The organism is Spirosoma foliorum (assembly GCF_014117325.1).
Classification (GTDB): Bacteria; Bacteroidota; Bacteroidia; order Cytophagales; family Spirosomataceae; genus Spirosoma; species Spirosoma foliorum.
The window spans coordinates 6,974,860-6,995,301 of sequence record NZ_CP059732.1 but is presented as its reverse complement, the minus strand read 5'-3'; the positions used below and the strand labels follow the sequence as shown (position 1 = coordinate 6,995,301).

The 20,442-nt window shown below is 45.4% G+C and carries 19 protein-coding genes and 1 pseudogene; 4 read left to right on the top strand and 16 right to left on the bottom strand.

Annotation, left to right across the window (positions count from 1 at the left end; all coding sequences use genetic code 11):
- Window positions 1–126 precede the first annotated feature (126 nt).
- Both H3H32_RS29395 and H3H32_RS29390 read right to left on the bottom strand, forming a co-directional pair.
- Window positions 127–3,213, bottom strand: coding sequence for an efflux RND transporter permease subunit (locus H3H32_RS29395; protein WP_182459283.1), 3,087 nt, complete (start codon window positions 3,211–3,213; stop codon window positions 127–129).
- Window positions 3,214–3,254: 41 nt separating this feature from the next.
- Window positions 3,255–4,340 (bottom strand): efflux RND transporter periplasmic adaptor subunit, encoded by a 1,086-nt coding sequence (locus H3H32_RS29390; protein ID WP_182459282.1) that lies wholly within the window; start codon window positions 4,338–4,340, stop codon window positions 3,255–3,257.
- A 200-nt stretch (window positions 4,341–4,540) separates the two neighbouring features.
- On the opposite strand from H3H32_RS29390, the gene H3H32_RS29385 reads away from it, so the two are divergent.
- From H3H32_RS29385 to H3H32_RS29370, 4 genes are all read left to right on the top strand, one after another.
- The gene (locus H3H32_RS29385) at window positions 4,541–4,855 is read left to right on the top strand and encodes an ArsR/SmtB family transcription factor (RefSeq protein ID WP_182459281.1); all 315 of its coding nucleotides are present in this window, start codon (window positions 4,541–4,543) and stop codon (window positions 4,853–4,855) included.
- Between the two features lie 43 nt (window positions 4,856–4,898).
- Complete coding sequence (locus H3H32_RS29380; RefSeq protein ID WP_182459280.1) at window positions 4,899–5,828, top strand: helix-turn-helix domain-containing protein; 930 nt, start codon at window positions 4,899–4,901, stop codon at window positions 5,826–5,828.
- 193 nt (window positions 5,829–6,021) lie between these two features.
- On the top strand, window positions 6,022–6,786 hold the full coding sequence (locus H3H32_RS29375; RefSeq protein WP_182459279.1) for an SDR family NAD(P)-dependent oxidoreductase: 765 nt from the start codon (window positions 6,022–6,024) through the stop codon (window positions 6,784–6,786).
- Between the two features lie 417 nt (window positions 6,787–7,203).
- Window positions 7,204–9,090: a LysM peptidoglycan-binding domain-containing protein gene (locus H3H32_RS29370; protein WP_240543531.1), complete on the top strand. Its 1,887-nt coding sequence runs from the start codon at window positions 7,204–7,206 to the stop codon at window positions 9,088–9,090.
- Between the two features lie 67 nt (window positions 9,091–9,157).
- Here H3H32_RS29370 and H3H32_RS29365 read toward each other — a convergent pair whose 3' ends face one another.
- The 14 genes and pseudogenes from H3H32_RS29365 to H3H32_RS29300 form a co-directional block, all read right to left on the bottom strand.
- Window positions 9,158–10,336, bottom strand: a complete 1,179-nt coding sequence (locus H3H32_RS29365; protein WP_182459278.1) for an acetyl-CoA C-acyltransferase — start codon at window positions 10,334–10,336, stop codon at window positions 9,158–9,160.
- 127 nt (window positions 10,337–10,463) lie between these two features.
- Window positions 10,464–11,333 (bottom strand): CE1 family esterase, encoded by an 870-nt coding sequence (locus H3H32_RS29360; protein ID WP_182459277.1) that lies wholly within the window; start codon window positions 11,331–11,333, stop codon window positions 10,464–10,466.
- Between the two features lie 146 nt (window positions 11,334–11,479).
- Window positions 11,480–12,035: pseudogene (locus H3H32_RS29355) on the bottom strand (NADH-quinone oxidoreductase subunit J family protein).
- Window positions 12,036–12,150: 115 nt separating this feature from the next.
- Window positions 12,151–12,717 (bottom strand): NuoI/complex I 23 kDa subunit family protein, encoded by a 567-nt coding sequence (locus tag H3H32_RS29350; protein WP_182459276.1) that lies wholly within the window; start codon window positions 12,715–12,717, stop codon window positions 12,151–12,153.
- A gap of 53 nt (window positions 12,718–12,770) precedes the next feature.
- A complete protein-coding gene (gene nuoH, locus H3H32_RS29345; protein WP_182459275.1) occupies window positions 12,771–13,925 on the bottom strand; it encodes an NADH-quinone oxidoreductase subunit NuoH in 1,155 nt (384 codons plus the stop codon).
- A gap of 96 nt (window positions 13,926–14,021) precedes the next feature.
- Window positions 14,022–15,107, bottom strand: a complete 1,086-nt coding sequence (locus H3H32_RS29340) for an NADH-quinone oxidoreductase subunit G (protein WP_182459274.1) — start codon at window positions 15,105–15,107, stop codon at window positions 14,022–14,024.
- 63 nt (window positions 15,108–15,170) lie between these two features.
- Window positions 15,171–16,511: an NADH-quinone oxidoreductase subunit NuoF gene (nuoF, locus tag H3H32_RS29335; RefSeq protein ID WP_182459273.1), complete on the bottom strand. Its 1,341-nt coding sequence runs from the start codon at window positions 16,509–16,511 to the stop codon at window positions 15,171–15,173.
- Window positions 16,512–16,519: 8 nt separating this feature from the next.
- Complete coding sequence (locus H3H32_RS29330; RefSeq protein WP_182459272.1) at window positions 16,520–17,023, bottom strand: NADH-quinone oxidoreductase subunit NuoE family protein; 504 nt, start codon at window positions 17,021–17,023, stop codon at window positions 16,520–16,522.
- 4 nt (window positions 17,024–17,027) lie between these two features.
- Window positions 17,028–17,243, bottom strand: a complete 216-nt coding sequence (locus H3H32_RS29325; RefSeq protein WP_182459271.1) for a type II toxin-antitoxin system HicB family antitoxin — start codon at window positions 17,241–17,243, stop codon at window positions 17,028–17,030.
- On the bottom strand, window positions 17,240–17,437 hold the full coding sequence (locus H3H32_RS29320; protein WP_240543530.1) for a type II toxin-antitoxin system HicA family toxin: 198 nt from the start codon (window positions 17,435–17,437) through the stop codon (window positions 17,240–17,242). Before H3H32_RS29320 ends, H3H32_RS29325 begins: the two co-directional genes overlap by 4 nt.
- A gap of 2 nt (window positions 17,438–17,439) precedes the next feature.
- Window positions 17,440–18,672, bottom strand: a complete 1,233-nt coding sequence (nuoD, locus tag H3H32_RS29315; RefSeq protein WP_157583963.1) for an NADH dehydrogenase (quinone) subunit D — start codon at window positions 18,670–18,672, stop codon at window positions 17,440–17,442.
- Window positions 18,673–18,758: 86 nt separating this feature from the next.
- Window positions 18,759–19,259, bottom strand: a complete 501-nt coding sequence (locus H3H32_RS29310) for an NADH-quinone oxidoreductase subunit C (protein ID WP_182459270.1) — start codon at window positions 19,257–19,259, stop codon at window positions 18,759–18,761.
- Between the two features lie 81 nt (window positions 19,260–19,340).
- Window positions 19,341–19,886 (bottom strand): NADH-quinone oxidoreductase subunit B, encoded by a 546-nt coding sequence (locus tag H3H32_RS29305; RefSeq protein ID WP_182459269.1) that lies wholly within the window; start codon window positions 19,884–19,886, stop codon window positions 19,341–19,343.
- A 66-nt stretch (window positions 19,887–19,952) separates the two neighbouring features.
- Window positions 19,953–20,324: an NADH-quinone oxidoreductase subunit A gene (locus tag H3H32_RS29300; RefSeq protein WP_182459268.1), complete on the bottom strand. Its 372-nt coding sequence runs from the start codon at window positions 20,322–20,324 to the stop codon at window positions 19,953–19,955.
- Between the last annotated feature and the right edge of the window lie 118 nt (window positions 20,325–20,442).

Below are 20,442 nucleotides of genomic sequence, written 5' to 3'. Positions count from 1 at the left end.
TGTTGAAAAAAGTTGTCAGTCTAGTGGGTATCAACGACGGTTTCCGTGTGACCCCGATGGGGTCAAATATTTATAGAAAATCTGTTGTGCTATAAACATCTGACCCCATCGGGGTCACACCAGAACCTAACTCAATTCTGCGTGTTCAACGGCCAAGTCCACCTCTGACTCCTTGTGCTTTGGCGTTCTGGAGAAGTAAGAATACACCGCCGGAATGATGTAAAGCGTTAGCAAACCGGCAAACAGAAGCCCGCCAACGATCACAGTTCCGAGTGAATTGCGGCTATTTTCTGTAAGTGCAATCGGGATTGTTCCGAAAATCATCGCCAGACTAGTCATCAGAATGGGCCGGAAACGGGAGGCTGCGGCTACCTTGGCGGCTTCCAGTGTACTCATGCCTGCTTCCTTGCTTTGGTTCGCGAATTCGACAATCAGAATACCATTTTTGGTGATTAAGCCGATCAGCGTAATGATGCCAATCTGGCTGAAAATATTGAGCGTCTGATCAAAAATCCACAGGCTGAGCAGGGCACCCGTCATGGCCATTGGAACCGTGAGCAGGATAATGAACGGATCAATCAGGCTTTCGAATTGAGCGGCCAGAATCAAGTAGATCAGAATCAGCGCAAATACAAATGCATAGAGTAAACTCGATGAGCTTTCGGCAAAGTCGCGCGATTCGCCAGCAAGGGAGGTTTTGATTGTTGGTGGCAAAACTTTCTGGGCAATCCGGTTCATTTCGGCAACGCCATCACCAATAGTTTTTCCCGGTACTAGCCCCGCCGAAACGGTCGCCGAGATGGCCTGATCGTAGCGGTAAATGGCGGCAGGACTGATGCTTTCCTTAAACGAAACTAGATTGTCCAGCGAAACAACTTCGCCCGTTCGGGTGCGTACGTACATGGACTTGAGGTCGTAAGGCGTATCGCGATCCTGCCGCTGAAGCTGACCGATAACCTCGTATTGACGGTCGTTGAAAATGAAGTATCCGTAGCGTTGCCCACTCAGCGCCAATTGCAATCCTCTTGCGATTTCAGCAACGGATATACCCAACTCGGCGGCTTTGTCCCGATTAATCTGAAGCACGAGTTCGGGTTTGTTCACTTTCAAATCCGAATCCGCAAAGCGCAGGATCGGGCTTTTGCGAGCTTCGTCCATGAATTTTGGCAGCACATCCGTAATGGCGGCCAGATTCGTACCCTGCAAGACAAACTGAACCGGTTGCGATTGCCCGAATCGACTGCCGATGGTTGGCGGCTGTACTGGGAATACCATTACTCCCCTGAAATTCTGGGCATTCCGGGAATAGGTAGCGAACACATCCGCCTGTGTAGTTGCTCTCTGATCGGCTTTCTTGAGAAACGTATTTTGAATCGCAACATTGACCGGAGCGGGAGGCCCAAAGGTAAGCGCTAGAATAGAATAGGTCTGAAACAGCCCCTGCGTCGAGTCGACCGAGAACTTGGCGATCTCGTTCATATACTTTTCCGTGTATTCGTACGACGAACCTTCGGGCGCTACAACCGCCAAACTAATCTGCGAGCGGTCTTCCAGTGGAGCCAATTCGGAAGGAAGTTGCTTGCCAATGAAATAGATCAAGCCAAACGTACCGATCAGTATTGGGAAGGCCACCCAGCGAAAGCGCAGGAACCAGCCCAATGATTTTTCGTACCCCTGATTCAAGGCCACAAAATACGGTTCGGTTGTGCGATAGAGCCAGTTTGGTTTGGTGTGTCGCTTGAGCAAATAGGCACTCATCATGGGCGAAAGCGTCAGCGCCACAAACGCCGACACAATCACTGACCCGGCAACGACCACCGCGAATTCCTGAAAGAGCTTACCAGTAATCCCCGGCAGGAACAGAATCGGGAGGAAAACGGCCGCTAGCGTAATGGTTGTTGAGATAACGGCAAAATAGATTTCCGACGACCCTTTGAACGCAGCCTGCAAAGGCGACATGCCTTCCTCAACTTTCGCATAGATATTTTCCAGCACCACAATGGCATCATCAACCACCAGCCCAATTGCCAATACCAGAGCTAACAGGGTTAAAATGTTGATGGAATAGCCAGCCACATACATAATGAAAAAGGCCGACACAATGGAAACCGGGATTGCCACAACCGGAATGATGGTTGAACGCCAGTCGCGCAGGAACAGGAACAGAATCAGGATAACCAGGCCAAAGGCTATGAAAAGCGTTTCTTCTACTTCGGAGATTGAGTCGCGGATTGGTTCGGTGAAATCTTTGCCGATAGTTAGTTGATAATCAGCTGGAATTTCTTTTCGTAATTCTTTCAATCTACGGTAAAATTCATCGGCAATGGCTACAGCATTGGCCCCCCGTTGCGGTTCAACAAAGACGCCAATTGTCGGTGAGTTTCCTTTCAGGCTGTTCAGAATGGCGGTTCGTTCGTTCTCGGCGCCTAGTTCAGCATAACCAATGTCCTTGAAACGAATAATGCTGCTTCCTTCCTGTTTGACGATCATGTTGTTGAAATCGTCCTCTTTCGTTAGCCTGCCGAGGGTTCGTACCGTCAGTTCGTTCCGGTCGCCTTCGATCCGGCCTGACGGTAAATCCACGTTTTCTTTTCGTAGTGCCTGTTCAATATCGGATGGCGTTAATTGATAGGCAGCCAATTTTGCGGGGTCGATTCGGAGTCGCATGGCGTATTTTTTCTCTCCGGCAATACCCACGCGCTTTACACCGGTAATGGTCTGCATCCGCTCTTTAATAACGGTGGAAGCAATGTTGCTCACCTCAAGAATGCTGCGGGTTTTGCTTTCCACGGCCATGAAAATCACGATGTCGCCACTATTTGCTTTCTCTACAATAGGCGGGTCAACATCACTGGGAAGCAAACGACGGGCTTTTGTCACTTTGTCCCGCACATCGTTGGCTGCGGCTTCCAGATCGGCGTCAAGATTAAATTCAATCGTGACCACACTGGCGGCTTCGCGCGATACCGACGAGATTGTGCGAATACCGTTCGCTTCGCCAATCGCTTCTTCCAGTGGCTTCGTGATCTGATAGGCGATTACGTCCGGGCTGGCTCCCGGATAAGTTGTTGTAACGGTAACGATGGGCGAATCTGTGACGGGATATTCCCGAATTCCCAGATAGGTAAGTCCTACGAAACCAAAAAGTATAATCAATACTGAGAGTACTCCAGCCAGCACAGGCCGTTGAATACTAATTCCCGATAAGCTCATGATTGGGTAAAATTTGGGTCAATACTAAATGCAGTAACTGCTTAATTGACAGACGAAATGGCCACAGGTACACCCGTATCGAGCCGTAGTAGGTTGGTTGTCAAGACAGTGTCGCCAATGGATAAGCCACTTAAAATCTGAACAGTGCCTTTGGTGCGGCTTCCCGTTTTTACATCCCGACGCTCTGCTTTACCCTGGTTCAGTCGGAAGAGCGAGTAACCTTTGGCGGTCGGAATCAGGGCTTCGGTCGGAATTTGAATACCATCCTGAGCAACGTGTAATGCAAAAGCAATTTTGGCTGATGAGCCCGGTACGAGTTTGCCGCTTTTGTTGTCGCTAACGGCTTTCACCAATAAACTCCGCGTGTTTGCCTCCAGCTTTGGTTCGGTTGCCGTAACGTTGCCTACGAATTGCTGGCTGCTATTTTCGGTCGTAAAATGAATAGCCTGGCCCGCCCGAACATCAGACGCGTATTTCTCAGGAATCGTGAAGTTGATCTCTACCCGACTCAAATCGTCGAATGAACTGAGCACGGTAGCAGGAGTTACGTAAGCTCCAATATCTACCCGCTTCAGACCCAGCCGACCCGAAAAGGGCGCCCGGATTTCGGTTTTAGCCAGATCGACGTCGACCATTGCCAATTCGGCTTGTAACACATTCAGGTTCGTTAAAATCTTGTCATATTCCTGCTGGTTGACAGCTTCGGTGGCCAGCAACTCGCGGAATCGTTTTTCGTCAAGCTTCGCCAGTTTTTCCTGAAGAGCTATTTTTTGTTTCTTCGCCAGCAGGTCAGCGTCATCTAATTTGAACAGTAACGTTCCTTGCCCAACATAATTGCCTTCACGGACATAGGCCCGAACTAGTTTTCGGGCTACTTCACTTACTAAATCCACTTCTTGGTTGGCGGCAATGGTGCCCGTGGTTTGGAGTTCGTCGGTGATGGTTTCACGTTTTACGACGAAAACGTCGGTGGCTACTTTTGTATCAGCAGGTGGTGCGGAAGCCGATTTGCTGGTAGATGCTTCTGGTTTATTGGAAAAAATTTTGGGTGTGATGAAAAAAAGAGCTACTGTAAAGATGATAGCACCAGCAATGAGCGATTTTGTTCGATTTGTGAGCGTTTTCATAATGAACGAGGTTGTATTGTTTTAATGTTCTACGATTATCGAACTACAATGTTTTATGGATGTCGAACAAGGAGGTGTGCTGGTTGGTTTCATTCGTTTGAAAAAACAGTGAATTTTTTTGAGCTACCTGATCGTTGTATTGGCAATTACTGTAGCTACGTTGTTTCTATAGTATATAGAGAATTGGAAGAAAATGGCTTATGAAACAGTACCAGCACCCCACCGTTGACCAGATTAGCTTAACCTGCGTATTGCATGCATTGAGTGATCCAGTTCGCCTAAATTATGTTCAATGTCTGGCCAAACTTACGAGCGAACAACCCTGCGGAACCATTCCAACGCCGGTTGCCAAATCGACCATGTCGCACCACTTACGAGTATTGCGTGAGGCTGGTATTATTCATATCCGAACGGAAGGCACACAGAGCTTGACCTCACTTCGGTTGCATGAGCTAGAAGCGAAATTTCCCGGTGTTTTGGATTCCGTTCTGAAAGCGGTGAACAAGGCAAGTTGAGGGCAATTAAAATTGCCTACATTTGAATTTTACAAATAAGGCTATGGGCGTTATTTCACTTGATGAGTTTTACAAAGAAATCGCTCCTGCCGAAGGTGGAGGCTTACGTTCTCTTTTACCGGATGGTATAAATAAAGAAATTGGGCACTTCAATGTATTTAGTATTGCCGATCTGATGGCTGCTAGTAAGGGCAAGCCATTCATGCCTTATAACCGAAGAGCTTACTACAAAATAAGCTTGATTCGCGGACGAAACCGAGCTGAGTACGCAGACAAGGTGATCGACATAGAGAAAAATGCGCTCTTATTCGCAACGCCCAAAGTGCCTTATCATTACTTACCGCAAGACACGGATCAGTCGGGCTATTTCTGTGTCTTTACGGATGAGTTTTTAGTGCAGTCAAAGAGCGGTGTTGTGGCCGATGAACTGCCTATTTTCCAACCCGGCGGCTACCCGATCTTCCAGCTTTCGGACGAAGAAACCGAAGAGATTAGTTTTATATTCAAGAAGATACACAAGGAGTTAGGGTCGAATTACGCCTATAAATATGACCTGATCCGTAATTATGTGCTGGAACTGATTCACTACGGACAAAAATTACAACCTGCTACGTCCTTATACCCTACACATACGGCTTCAGCTCGCGTATCCTCGTTATTTATTGAATTACTAGAGCGGCAGTTTCCGGTTGAATCGCCCCACCAAAAACTTAACCTGCGTACCGCCAAAGATTACGCGGAGCGGTTAGCCATTCATGTCAATCACCTTAATAAGGTCTTAAAGGAAAATACAGGTAAAACCACTACCGACATCATCAGCAGCCGGATTGTTCAGGAGGCTAAAATTCTGTTGAGGCAGACCAACTGGAACATTTCCGAAATTGCTTACAGTTTGGGCTTTGAAGAAGTAGCCCATTTCTCCAATTTTTTCCGTAAACAGACCTCACTTTCGCCCGTGGCCTTTCGTGGGTAAGAATCCTGATTTGAATTTTGCAACGATTGGATTGATGTTTGCAAACGGTCGCCCTGACCGCTGATCTACCTTTGTTCCATCTAAAATTTCAGCAGAAGATGGAACTGAGCAACAACACAATTCTACAATTCCTGGGGTTCTCGTCGTCTCTGTGGATAATACAAGCGTAGTTTATCAACTAACACATTGAACAATGACAACCAACAGTAAAATCGCTTTAGTCACTGGCGGTAGCCGTGGCCTGGGTAAAAATATGGCTCTTAGCCTTGCTCAAAAAGGTATCGATGTAATCCTGACCTATAACAGTAAAGAAGACGAAGCTCTGGCTGTAGTCGCTGAAATTGAAAAAGCAAGTCAAAAGGCTGCCGCCTTGCAACTCAATACGGGTGACACAAAAAGTTTCGATGCATTTTTCGATCAACTAACCGCCGTTCTGAAAGCGACCTTTTCCACTGACCATTTTGACTTTTTAATCAACAATGCGGGCATCGGAATAGGGGCTTCGTTTGCCGAAACAACCGAAGAACAGTTTGATCTGCTGATGAATATCCATTTTAAAGGCGTGTTCTTTTTGACACAAAAAGCACTGCCGTTTATTAACGACGGTGGTCGGATCATTAACCTGTCTACAGGTCTGGCCCGTTTCACATCACCCGGTTATGCCGCTTATGCGTCTATGAAGGGCGGAATTGAAACATTGACCAAGTACATGGCTAGTGAATTAGGTTCGCGGGGGATTGCGGTTAATATCGTAGCGCCGGGTGCTATTGAAACAGATTTTGGGGGTGGTGTTGTTCGGGATAACCCGCATGTGAACCAACATATTGCTGGAGTAACCGCTCTAGGTCGCGTTGGACGTCCCGATGATATTGGTGGTGTTGTGGCCTTCTTATGTACCGATGATGCAAAATGGATTAATGCCCAGCGCATTGAGGTATCGGGTGGTATGAACCTGTAAAAGCTAAGAAGCAACTTACTATTTATTGATCTGAATTCGGGAATAAAGCAACTAGATGGCCTATTGAAAGCTTTCTATTTTGTAGAAGATTGATTTTTAGCCGAGTAAATGCTCATTATTGACTAGTTAAAGAAACGTCAATAATGAGCATTTACTATTTATAATTATTGCATATAATGTTCACTTACCCGATAATTTATTTTTGTTATATTCTTAAGGTTTTGTATCAAAAACCACCATTAAACAAGAATTGACTGAGTTATACTCTCACTATTTTAAACAAACAGTATCCTATACAAGTTTAAATATAAAATACTAAGGTTACAAATAAGTCAACTATTGATGTTTAAAAGGTTTGATTTAGTATCTTGGAATTTATAAATATTTAAAATAATAAGATTTAGATTATTGGAAACTGTGCAAATAGCTGAAGGATTAGTACTAAGGGTTTTCGTTATGTTATGTTTGGTAACGTTGTTGGCCCAACCAAGTACACACTTACAGGGACAGTCATTACCGGATATTCCTTCTGATATAAATTTGGCTGGAACTCCTATTCACGTAACTCAGCAAGGACGATTGTTGATCCAGCAAGAGATGCAGATTTTGTATGCCCATCCAGCCACTATTCATCACGATATAAGTGTATTGCAGCAGTTGACACCTATATTAAAACCCCTATTAGATAAAGCTAATTTGCCTGATGATTTTCGTTTTGTTGTCTTGCCTTTTGCTGAGGTAGATTCGGTTGGATTCTGGGCTTTGTCAAAACTCCACGGCAGGCGTCTTAATCTTCGTATGGATAGTTATGTTGATGAACGATTTCATTTTGCTATAAGCACAGAAGTTGTACTCAACGAACTCGTCCGGTTGCAGGAAACTCAGAAAAATTATGCATTAACCTTATTAAAGTATTTGCAGGAGAATACCGATTCACGACTTTCCCAGTTGACCGATCCCATTTATATTTTACTTGGTACACAAAACTCACCGCTGATATGGAAAATTTTAGCTCGAAAACTGGTTTTTGAACAGGAGGTACTAAACTATCGTCCTTCAGTCAACTATATACTATACACCTATCCAAATGGAGAAGGGCAAACGCTTAATGCCATCGCTGAGCGTTTACAAATCACTGAAGACCAAGTAAGACCTCTCAATAGGTGGTTAAAAACGACTTATATACCAACCAATAAAGAATACTCTATACTTGTACAGGTAACATCTGAAGAATTTTCGAGAGTACAGCTATTGGCTACATCAGAGTCTAGAAATGATAAATTACGTCAGCCATCTAGCGCTTTCCCCGTGTTGGTTAAGGTAAAAGACAAATCAGATAAGTTGCGATCAGATGTCGTTTTTTATACGATAAACGAGCGACATGGCGTGCAGGCCCAGAATTGTGACAATATAATTACATTGGCATTCTATGGAAATATTACGGTTGGTAACTTTCTTAAATACAATGACTTAAGCGTTGATAATAGTGCCATTCGACCTGGCGAGGTCTATTATCTTCAAACGAAAGCTAAACGGGGTAAAATTCCATTTCATGTTACGCAGAAAAATCAGACTTTGTTAGAAATATCAAATAGGTACGGCATTCGACTAAAATCACTTCTGAAATACAATCACATGACCGCTACGCAGAAGCTTCAGCCAGGCCGGATTGTGTGGTTGCAAACGAAACGGCCAACTAGTCAGCCTATAGAGTACATACAATTGCCTCCTGAGGAACCTATCATTGCCAGGGCCAAACCCCTAATGCCCTACCAGGACTCTTTACAAAAGCAACCTGATGAGATTAAGATACTGCCTAAGCCTTCAATAGTCAAGGACAGCTTGGTAATTGCAGATGACCGTCTACAGACAGTAGATGATGATACACTTATTCTATTAGATGTAGCTCCAACTGCGGTTCCAGTGACCACAAAGCAACACGTTGTTACCCCTGGACAAACGTACTATGCTATTTCCCGTTTATATGGAGTTACGGTTAATCAACTTTATGACTGGAACAAGCTGTCGGAACGTATTCCGCTTAGAATAGGTCAAAGGCTTATTGTAGGTGTTAGTACACAACAACAAGTAATCGTTAGTAAGCCAATCTATAAACGAAAAACAATTGTAAAAAGACAACTTACTCCATTGACAAGAAACGCCATTTTTTATACGGTTCATACTGGAGAGACGCTCTATCGAATTGCACTCCTGAATAAAGTACAGGTCAAGGATTTGGTGCGTTGGAATGACCTGAAAAAATATGTGATTGAGGTTGGCCAGATATTATTGATTTGGAAATAAAAAAGCCGAATGTAGGACTACATTCGGCTAGAGTTTTACAACTATGTATCTGTGGTAAAATTTCTAATTAATTCAGCCGCTCAAAAATTCCGGCTACGCCCTGACCACCGCCTACGCAGGCCGATACCATTCCATATTTCTGATCACGACGGCGCATTTCGTTCAGCAGTTGTACTGATAATCGGGCACCCGTAGAGCCAAGGGCGTGTCCCAAAGCGATTGCTCCACCATTCGGGTTGATCTTACTTCGGTCGAGGCCTAATTCCTGAATAACCGCTAGGGATTGGGCTGCAAAGGCTTCGTTTAATTCAATCAGGTCAATGTCATCTTGTTTCAAACCCGATTTTTTGAGTGCAATGGGAATAGCAGCCACTGGCCCGATACCCATAATTTTAGGTTCAACCCCAGCCGTGGCATAAGAGACCATTCGGGCAACCGGTTTCAAATTCAGTTCATTAACCAATCGTTCCGACATAACAACCACGAAAGCAGCTCCGTCGGATGTTTGCGATGAGTTACCTGCCGTTACTGAACCACCAGCCGCAAATACAGGCTTTAACTTAGCCAGACCTTCAGCGCTGGTATCTTTACGTGGGCCTTCATCTTGCGAGACGGTCCACTCGCGTGTTTTCTTCTTATTACTTTCGGCATCGAAATAGGTTTCGTTTACCTTGATCGGAACGATCTCATCTGTAAATTTCCCTTCTTTCTGGGCTGCTAATGCTTTCTGATGTGATTCAAATGCAAATTCGTCCTGTGCATCCCGGCTGATCTTGAACTGTTGAGCTACTTGTTCTGCCGTGAGACCCATACCAATATAATAGTCAGGATGTGCTTTGGCAATTTCGTAGTTCAACGCTGTTTTCCAGCCCATTACGGGTACTAGCGACATAGATTCTGTGCCTCCGGCAATGATACAATCGGCCAAACCTGCGTGGATTTTAGCCGATGCAATGGCAATGGCTTCCAATCCCGAACCACAATACCGGTTTATAGTCATGCCGGGCACACTATTGGGCAGCGAAAGCAGCGCAATATATCGGGCAATTTGCATGCCCTGCTCGGCTTCAGGCACGGCATTTCCTACAATAAGGTCTTCAACGCGAGCTGGATCAAGGTTAGGTACCTGACTTAATAAATGCTTGATTACTTCAGCCGCCATATCGTCGGGGCGGGTGAAACGGAGACCTCCGCGTGGGGCTTTTCCCACTGCTGTACGGTAACCGGCTACAATGTATGCGTCCATAAAAGCAATGTTATTTACTGGTTAAGCAGGAAATTACTAGGATAACCGATTTTATAGCTGATTAATTGCCGTAGCAATAAATTATTATGCAAGCATACTATTTTTCTTTGAAAACTGCAATGGCACACTAGGGGGTAAGTTGCCTTTTGAAAAAACTCCAGGCTTCCAGGTAGACGTTGATGTCATTCGGGTAGTCGTGTTTACCACCAATGACTTTTAATAAGGTAACTTCTGGTTTGCCTTTTTCTTTGTATGTATATCGCTCAATTGTTTTATGATCATTGGGGTCTGTATCGGGCAATAACTCTTTGAGAGGCTGTTTTTTGTAGCCCGCTAAGTCTGCCCAATAATGGAATGTACGCTCAGTGGAACGAACAAGACCCATACTGATAGTCCCGGTTATTACTTCCCCACCTTCATAGGGGTTCGTTTGATCGGCTGTACCATTTACAATCATTACGGGAATCGCAATTCTTTTCTCGGGACAATCCAGGTTATTTGTGTCAGGGAGATTAGCAATCAGAGCCGTTATCGCCCGAAATTTTTCGGGCATCGTCAGGGCAAGCTTATAAGCCATATGCCCGCCCCCAGATGTACCAACGGCAAATACCTGTTTTGGATTAATCTGGTATTTCTCCGTGAAATAGCTGATCATTTGACCAAAGAAGGCGTTTTCGTTTATATCTTCCTTATTGGCTATGGAGTTTGCCGTTTTACGACATTCATTCCAATAGCGTTTGTAGCCGTCCGGGTAGACCAGCAGTAAATTCTCAGTATCTGCTTTTTCTTCCAGTTTGTCGGCTCCTTTCTGGGCTCCTTCGCCATTTCCTCCTGAACCGTGCAGGATGAAAATTAACGACGAATTCGCCTTTGCTGGTTTTATAAAATGAAAGACCCGATAATGACTTTCTATTAAAATAGAATCAGTTAATAGTGGCTTTTGGGCTAATACTGTACCCAGTCCAAGAACCCAGAAAAATAGCAAGAATCGTAACATAGAATAGATAGAGAAAGTGTAAGCAAAGTTATTCCCTTGGGATATAAAGCACCTAACGCTTATTCATACTCCACAAACAAAATAAGCCGCTCATTGAGCGGCTTATACCTAATCAAAGTCAATCAAAAAATCACATAAATCAGTGGTCAGAAATGACGATCACCAGCTTCCCGCTTGCCAAGCATAACAGCTCCGACCATCGCGATGATGAATAGGATAGAGGCCAGCTCAAATGGTAAAATATAGTCGCTGTACAACAATTTCCCTAAGTTCTCAACCAAGCCCGTTTTACCATTAAATGTAACCCCATTAACCGTAGGAACCTGAGCACTTTTAGCCCGGAAAATGGTAATAAGCATAACCATTAACACCCCCCCCAACGACCACAGATATCATTTTGGTCAGGTTTGTCTTTGACTCTTCATCTTCTTTCCGAAGATTGAGGAACATGATCGTGAACAGGAATAAGACCATAATCGCCCCTGCATAGACGATAATATTGACTGCCGCCAAAAACTGAGCATTCAGAAGAATATAATGGCCCGATAGGCAAAAGAAGGTCGCAATTAAAGCCAGAACGCTATAAATTGGGTTACGCGCCGTAACAACACCAATAGCACTAAACAGAGTCAGGGCTGTTAGTAGAAGAAACAGATAGCCAGTGGGCGTAAGCGTTTTAAAAAAGGTAAGTATTTCAGTCATAATCAATGGTCAGAAATTGTCAATTGGGGTCAGTAATTGCCAACATTCGTCAGGTACCCACTATTGGCAATACCTGACAAATGTTGACTGTTCCTGACAGTGAGTGACAGTTTTACTAGGTGGCGGCTCGCGTTAGACTGGGTTCGGTTGGCGTAGTTTTTACTTCAGAATTATTCGCACGAATATAGCGGTCATCCATCTTTTCAACCAGCCGGTCTTTACCGTAAATTACTTCGTCCCGCTCCTGAAAAACAGGCACCATTTTGTCATGTCGGAGGTAAACAGCCTGTTTAGGACAAGCCTCTTCGCATAATCCGCAAAAAATGCAACGCAGCATGTTGATTTCATATACCGCTGCGTATTTCTCTTCCCGATATAAGCCTTCTTCGCCCTTTTTGCGTTCTGCCGCTACCATCGAAATCGCTTCGGCTGGGCAGGCTACTGCACACAAGCCACAAGCGGTACAACGCTCGCGACCCTGTTCATCCCGTTTCAGAATGTGATGACCCCGGTAAATTGGCCCCAGGTATTTTTTTACTTCTGGGTATTGAATAGTCGGCTTCTTGCGGAAAAAGTGGCGGATTGTAATGGCCAGACCACTAATAACGGCTGGCAGATACATTTTCTCTGCCAGCGTCATTTCTTTATTGCTAACCTGCTTAGAGCGGTTTGTTAATTGCATAATAGTAAGGCGTTTGTAGTTATAATCAACTTCGGACTACAGCTATAAACCGATTAACCCCTTTGTGGTACAATTTCCCGTTTAGGTGCGCGAGACATGGATGAAACCGCCAGTACGATCATTACGATGGCAATCAGCCAGGTTGCGTATTTGAAATTATAAAGCAAACCAGCACCGGTTATTACCACATTAAGAATAGCTAATGGGATAAATGTTTTCCAGCCCAGATTCATCAACTGATCATAGCGGAAACGTGGAACTGTCCAACGAACCCACATAAAGAAGAAAATGAAGAACAAAATCTTGCCAAAGTAAGCGGCCACGCCAATGGCTGTTGCCACATTATGACCGGTTATAGCGCCCAGCGATTTTTCGAGTGCCTGACCAATTTCGTTCATAAATGGGTAGTGGAAACCGCCAAAATACAGCGCTGAAATAAAGGCCGATGAAACAAACATATTGATGTATTCGGCGAATAAATAAAAGCCCAGTTTCATCGAACTGTATTCGGTGTGGTAACCACCAACAAGTTCGGTTTCACACTCTGGTAAATCGAAAGGAGTACGATTACACTCGGCGAAGGCGCAGGTCAGGAAAATAACAAAGCCTAGGGGTTGGGTGAAAATATTCCACTCAAAAAAGGTTGCCTGCTCATTGATAATAGCGGTCAGTGACAGTGAACCGCTCATCATCAGAATGGCAATGAGGGACAGACCCAACGCAATTTCGTAGCTAATATTTTGCGATGCCGCCCGAATAGCTCCTAGCAAGGAAAACTTGTTATTAGAAGCCCAGCCACCCACCATGATGCCGTAAACACCTAACGAAACAACGCCGAAGATGTATAAGACACCAATGTTGATTTCGATCGCCTGAATCGGAATTGCATAGTTACCAAATTTAATGGTATCCCCAAATGGAATGACGGCGCTCGACATTAGAGCGGTCAACATGGCTAAGCATGGTCCCAGAATAAAGAGCCATTTACTGGCTTGAGAAGGGATAAAATCTTCTTTGAAGAACATTTTACCGCCATCGGCCAGGGGTTGCAATAAACCCCAGGGACCAGCTCGGTTTGGGCCAATGCGATCCTGCAAAAAAGCAGCCACCTTCCGTTCTCCATAGGTAGAGTAGGCGGCAATACCCAGCGTTATCGCAAAAATGATAAGGATAATTAGTCCTTTAACGAGTAATACGGTTAAGTCCATTTTCTCAGTTATAAAATTGTAGAGTTATAAAGTCGTAAAGTTTTAAAGCTTAGAGAGTAACTCTACAACTTTAGAACTCTACAACTTCGTAACTTATCAAGGTTCTGGCTCCATTGCCGATGGCAGTACTTTCGCAAAACGTTCTGGTGCTAATTGCTTAATGTCCAGTTGCGACGTATCACGTTCATCGTGAATGGGCTTATATTCAGCAGCCGCTAAGCGCTGCCCAAAGCTTGGTTTGATCGTATCGGCCCGATATTTATTTGCCGAAATAACTGAACTCCGGGAGATTTTGGTTGGGCCTTCAATCGTCCAGTCGCTGGTTTTCTTTTTGTCGAATCGGCAAGTGTTGCAGATAAACTCCAATACTTCGCCCCACTCATTTTTACGAGCGGTTACCCGGATCACATCTTCACCTCGGTACCAGAGCGTAACCTTGCCCGAGCAGGTTGGGCAATCGCGGTGCGCATCAACAGGTTTCGAAAACCATACGCGGTTTTTGAACCGGTAGGTTTTGTCCGTCAAGGCACCGACTGGGCATACATCGATAACGTTACCTGAGAAATCATTGTCGATTGCTTTCTCGATGTACGTCCCAATTTCAGAGGCATCGCCCCGGCCTAATACACCATGAACACGCTTGTTCGTGATTTGGTCGGCAGTGTACACGCAACGGTAGCACAGAATGCAACGCGTCATGTGTAGCTGAATATACGGGCCAATGTCTTTCTTCTCAAACGTCCGGCGATCCTCTTCGTAACGAGTTGTCGATTTGCCGTGATCGAAGGCAAAATTTTGCAGATCGCACTCGCCAGCCTGATCGCAAACGGGGCAATCGAGTGGGTGATTCAGCAACAGGAACTCAACAACGCCATTCCGGGCATCAATTACCTGCGGACTTGTTTCGTTCTCGACCACCATACCATCCTGCACAGCTGTCAGACAGGAAGCTACCAATTTAGGCATTGGACGTGGGTCTTTGGCTGAACCAGCAGCTACCCGAACCAGACAGGCCCGGCATTTGCCACCGCTACCTTTTAAGGGCTGATAGTAGCACATGGCCGGAGGAGCTACTGCCGGACCAATTTTACGGGCGGCCTGCAAAATGGTCGTACCGGGCTCAACTTCAACTTCTATTCCGTCAATCGTGACTTTTAGTAATTGCGGCTTTACGTCTTCCATATATCGTAATGCGGCTGGAAAGCCGCAACTCGGTTAAAATAATTGCACGGCTTTCCAGCCGCGTTACACCAATGCCATTTCGCCCCGATAAACCGCTCCTGGTTGAGTGGCTTCGGATGGGTGATCGATATGCCACTGGAATTCATCCCGGAAATGACGAATCGCACTGGCAACAGGCCAGGCAGCCGCATCGCCAAGCGGGCAAATTGTATTTCCTTCAATCTTTTTGGATACGTCAACAAGAAGATCGATATCCTGCTGATGACCGTGACCGTATTCGATCCGGTGCAGAACTTTCTCCATCCAACCCGTTCCTTCCCGGCAAGGACTACATTGGCCACAGGATTCGTGATGATAGAAGCGAGAGAAATTCCAGGTGTTCCGAACAATACAGGATGTTTCGTCGAAGAGGATAAAACCACCGGAGCCGAGCATCGTACCTGTAGCGAAACCACCATCTGAGAGCGATTCGTACGACATCAGCCGTTTCTCGCCATTCGCCAGTGTTAACGCTAAGTTAGCTGGCAGAATGGGGACGGATGATCCACCCGCTACCAAGGCTTTGAATTTATGGCCCGGACGAATACCACCGCACCATTCATCGGCATAAATAAAATCTTCGACCGGAACGCCGAGTTCGATTTCATAAACACCAGGTTTGTTGATATGGCCAGACGCTGAAATCAGTTTCGTTCCTGTGCTGCGTCCAATGCCAATGCCTGCGTAAGCCTCTCCACCATTATTGATAATCCACGGTGTTGTGGCGATGGATTCAACGTTATTAACTACTGTTGGACTTTGATATAAGCCTTTTACGGCTGGAAATGGCGGCTTATTCCGTGGGTTACCACGTTTGCCTTCCAATGACTCGAGCAACGCCGTTTCTTCACCACAGATATACGCTCCTCCGCCTGGTTGTACAACCAGTTCGAGGTCGTAGCCGCTACCAAGAATATTTTTACCCAAAAAGCCTTTTGCTTTCGCTTCGGCAATGGCTTTTTCGAGGATATGAATCACGTACATCAATTCACCGCGTACGTAGATGAACGACTTGTTGGCGCCCAGTGCAAACGATGAAATAATCATTCCCTCAATAAGCAAGTGAGGGATATTCTTCATTAAATAGTGATCCTTGAACGTACCCGGCTCTGATTCGTCGGCATTACAAACGAGGTAACGGGGAACACCTTCTGGTTTCGCCAGAAAGCTCCATTTCATCCCCATAGGGAAGCCAGCACCACCCCGGCCCCGAACACCCGCTTTTTTTACTTCTTCGACAATAGACTCAGGCGTCAACGTCTTCAATGCCTTTTCGACAGCTGTATAACCACCTTGCTTCCGGTATACGTCGAAAGTTTCGATACCAGGAACGTTGATATGTTCAGTTAAAATCTTGATAGCCATGAGGAAGGTTATTTCGACAGTTCGTCAATGATTTCGTCCACGCGCTCGTTGGTGAGATGCATGTAATATTTCTCCCGAATCTGAAACACGGGACCCATACCACAAGCTGCCAGACATTCTACTTCTTTAAGGGTAAACTGACCATCCACAGTCGTTTGACCAGTATCAATACTAAGCCGTTGTTTCAGGTGAGCGTATACTTCTTCACCACCCATCAGACAGCAAGGACCCGTGCGGCAGTATTCGATAACGTGCTTGCCAACCGGGTTTAAGTGATACATGGTGTAAAACGATGCCACCTCGTATACTTCAATCGGTTGGATGTCAAGCATTCTAGCTACATAATCCATACCTTCAGGACTCGTCCAGCCTTCCTGCTCCTGCAACACGTGCAATAAGGGTAATAGCGCGGACTTCTGTTTGCCTTCGGGATAGCGGGCAATAATTTCTTTTGCCTTCTCTAATCGTTCGGGCGTAAACTGTACGGAGGGGTTATTTGTCTCTGTCGTCATGTGTTTAATCTGCAAAAACCATTGTTTCGGCTTCTGAACTGGCTACAGGAATAGACAGACCTTCCAATTCTAAACCTTCAATGTGAAATTGGATTCCTTCATAAATCAAACGCTCGACTTCATCTTTGGTCGGTGCGGTTGCTACACACCCCGGTAAATCAGGGACATAAGCACCGTAACCTGTATCGGATTTCTCGATAATGACCAAATACTTTTTCATCGTTCAATCTGCGCCTGTTTATAAATACTACTCAACGTTCCTGAGGGAACAGAGTCATTCAAACTATGGTACGCTATTGTCACTAAACCTGTTTTACTAGTGTGCTTGAATTGACGGTGGCTACCTCGTTGCCGAACCTGATACCATCCATCTTCTTCAATCAGACGAACGATCTCACGAAACTTAATGGCCATTACTACGCGTCTAACTCGCCAGCAATTACGTTCATGCTACTCATAATGACAATGGCATCTGACAAGGTCAGACCTTTGCACATTTCTGGGTATGCCTGATAATAAATAAAGCACGGACGGCGGAAGTGTAACCGGTAAGGAGCACGACCACCATCGCTGATTAGATAAAAACCTAGCTCACCATTTCCGCCTTCTACAGCATGATACACCTCACCAACGGGTGCGTCGATTTCACCCATCACAATCTTGAAGTGATAAATGAGGGCTTCCATGTTTTTATAAACTTCCTGTTTCGGAGGCAGGTAGTATTGTGGAGCATCGGCATAGTAAGGACCTTCGGGAAGGTTGTCCATAGCTTGCTGAATAATGCGTAAGCTCTGCCACATCTCCTCGTTCCGAACCATGAAACGGTCGTAGGTGTCGCCACTTTGACCAACCGGAATGTCGAACTCGAAATCCTGGTACGACGAATACGGATTCATCACCCGAACGTCGTAATCGACACCGGCAGCCCGTAGGTTTGGCCCCGTGAATCCATAACTCAAGGCCCGCTCCGCCGAAATTCCACCAACGCCAATAACCCGATCCATAAAGATTCGGTTACGATTGAACAGATTTTCGAACTCGGTCAGCACCTTTGGAAAACGAACCAGCAATTCCTTGATCTTACGAATGGCAGTAGGAGAGAGGTCACGCTCCATACCGCCAATACGACCCATATTGGTGGTTAAGCGGGCTCCACAAACTTCTTCGTAGATTTCGTAGATATTTTCCCGTTCCTGATAGATGTACAGGAAGCCCGTAAAAGCGCCTGTATCCACCCCCAGAATTCCGTTACAAATGAGATGGTCGGCCAGACGGGCCAATTCCATCAGAATAACGCGGATGTACTGCGCCCGCTTAGGAATATCGATGCCCAGCAACTTCTCGACCGTCATATGCCAACCCATGTTGTTAATGGGTGATGAACAGTAGTTCATCCGGTCGGTAAGGGTTGTGATCTGATAGAATGGCCGACGTTCGGCAATTTTTTCAAATGCCCGGTGGATATACCCAATCGTTTGCTCTCCCGACACAATTTTCTCCCCATCCATTTGCAGGACATTCTGGAAAATACCGTGTGTAGCTGGGTGCGTAGGACCGAGGTTAAGCGTGGTCAGTTCATTAACATATTGAACCGGACCTTGCTCGGCAGGCAGATTTTTATTCGCTATATCGAGTTCTTCAGAAACCATATTAAAAGAGCGAAAGAGCGAAAGAGTGAATAAGTGGCTGGCGTATGGATTTCGCTCGTTCACTCATTCACTCATCCACTCATTATTTATCGTCCAAACAATGCATCAATTTTATCTTCCCGTGTGCCGTCTTCGAGTGGGTACTCTTTACGCATTGGATAGTAATCCATTTCTTCCATGTTCAAGATCCGGCGCAAATCTGGATGACCATCGAAGATAATACCAAACAGGTCAAATGTTTCACGCTCCATCCAGTTCGCACTGGCGAAAAGCGGGGTCATTGTCGGAATGTGAACATCTTCTGCTGTCAAATAAACCTTAATTCGTAACCGGAAATTATTGATTAGGCTATGAATATGGTAGACAACACAAAACTCTTTGCCAACTGAATCGGGATAGTGGATTGCGGTAATGTCGGTCAGAAAACCAAACTGGAAAGTCTGATGACCTTTCAGGTAAGTTATTAGGGGAACGATCTGATCGCGACTGGTAGAGCAGGTCAGTAAGTCATACGGATCATCGAAATCCGTAACGGCCTCGCCAAACTGGTTGATAATTGTCTGCGCAACTTCTTCGTTGGTCAGCATTGTCAATTGGTGAATGAGTGAAAAAGCAATTCAATGAGATAGACCAACCAATCGTTCAGTTGTCTTTCACGAACCCGCTATTTATTGAATGCTATATGAATTCAGTAAATGCTGATACTCTTCGGTATTGCGTCGGCGCAACGATTCATTTCGGGCTAGTTCCTGCACCTGCAATACGCCGTCCAGAATCTGTTCTGGGCGAGGTGGGCAACCTGGCACGTAAACGTCGACTGGAATAATGCGATCAATACCCTGCAACACACTGTACGTATCGAATATGCCACCACTCGACGCACAGGCACCAATGGCAATAACCCAGCGAGGCTCAGCCATTTGTAGATAAACCTGCTTCACGATAGGGCCCATCTTTTTGGCAATCGTACCTGCCACTAGCAACATATCTGCCTGACGAGGAGAAAAGCTAGGGCGTTCCGCTCCAAAACGACCTAAATCGTAGTGAGAAGCCATGGTCGACATAAACTCGATGCCACAGCAGGAAGTTGCGAACGGTAACGGCCAGAGCGAATTTGCCCGGGCCAGTCCAATTATTTTATCGAATGAAGTTGCCGAGAAACCTGGGCCATCATAACTCGCAGGAGATTCGGCCAGCTTTATGTCTGTTGCCATAAAAAAACGTTGTAGTTAGTTAGTATAACAACGAATAAATATGTTCTAAAATTCATTTATTGTGGTCTATTCCCACTTGAGAACTCCCTTCCGGATGATGTAATAAAAGCCAGCCAGAAGGAGACCCATAAAGAGCACCATCTCAATAAAGCCTGCCATGCCTAAGCCTTTAAAATTAACGGCCCAGGGATATAAGAAGATTACTTCTACATCGAACAAGACAAACAAGATGGCAATCAGAAAATATTTGATGGAGATTGGGGTACGTGCATCGCCCTGAACAGGAATACCGCACTCGAATGGATCATCCTTTTTCTGGCTGTGACGCTTTGGTCCGAGGGCATGAGTAGCAACCATTGTTGTTACGATGAAACCAAGAGCTAAACCAAGCTGGATAAGCACCGGCAGGTAATCGGCCGGAACATAGGTTGTGTTCATACTAATGAGTTGAGAAGACCTGCGCAAATGTAGCGATAAAACAGATAGACACACGATAGAAAGTCTATGTAACACTACACCAAATATGTGTCAAATATACAACAATGGCTTGTTTTAC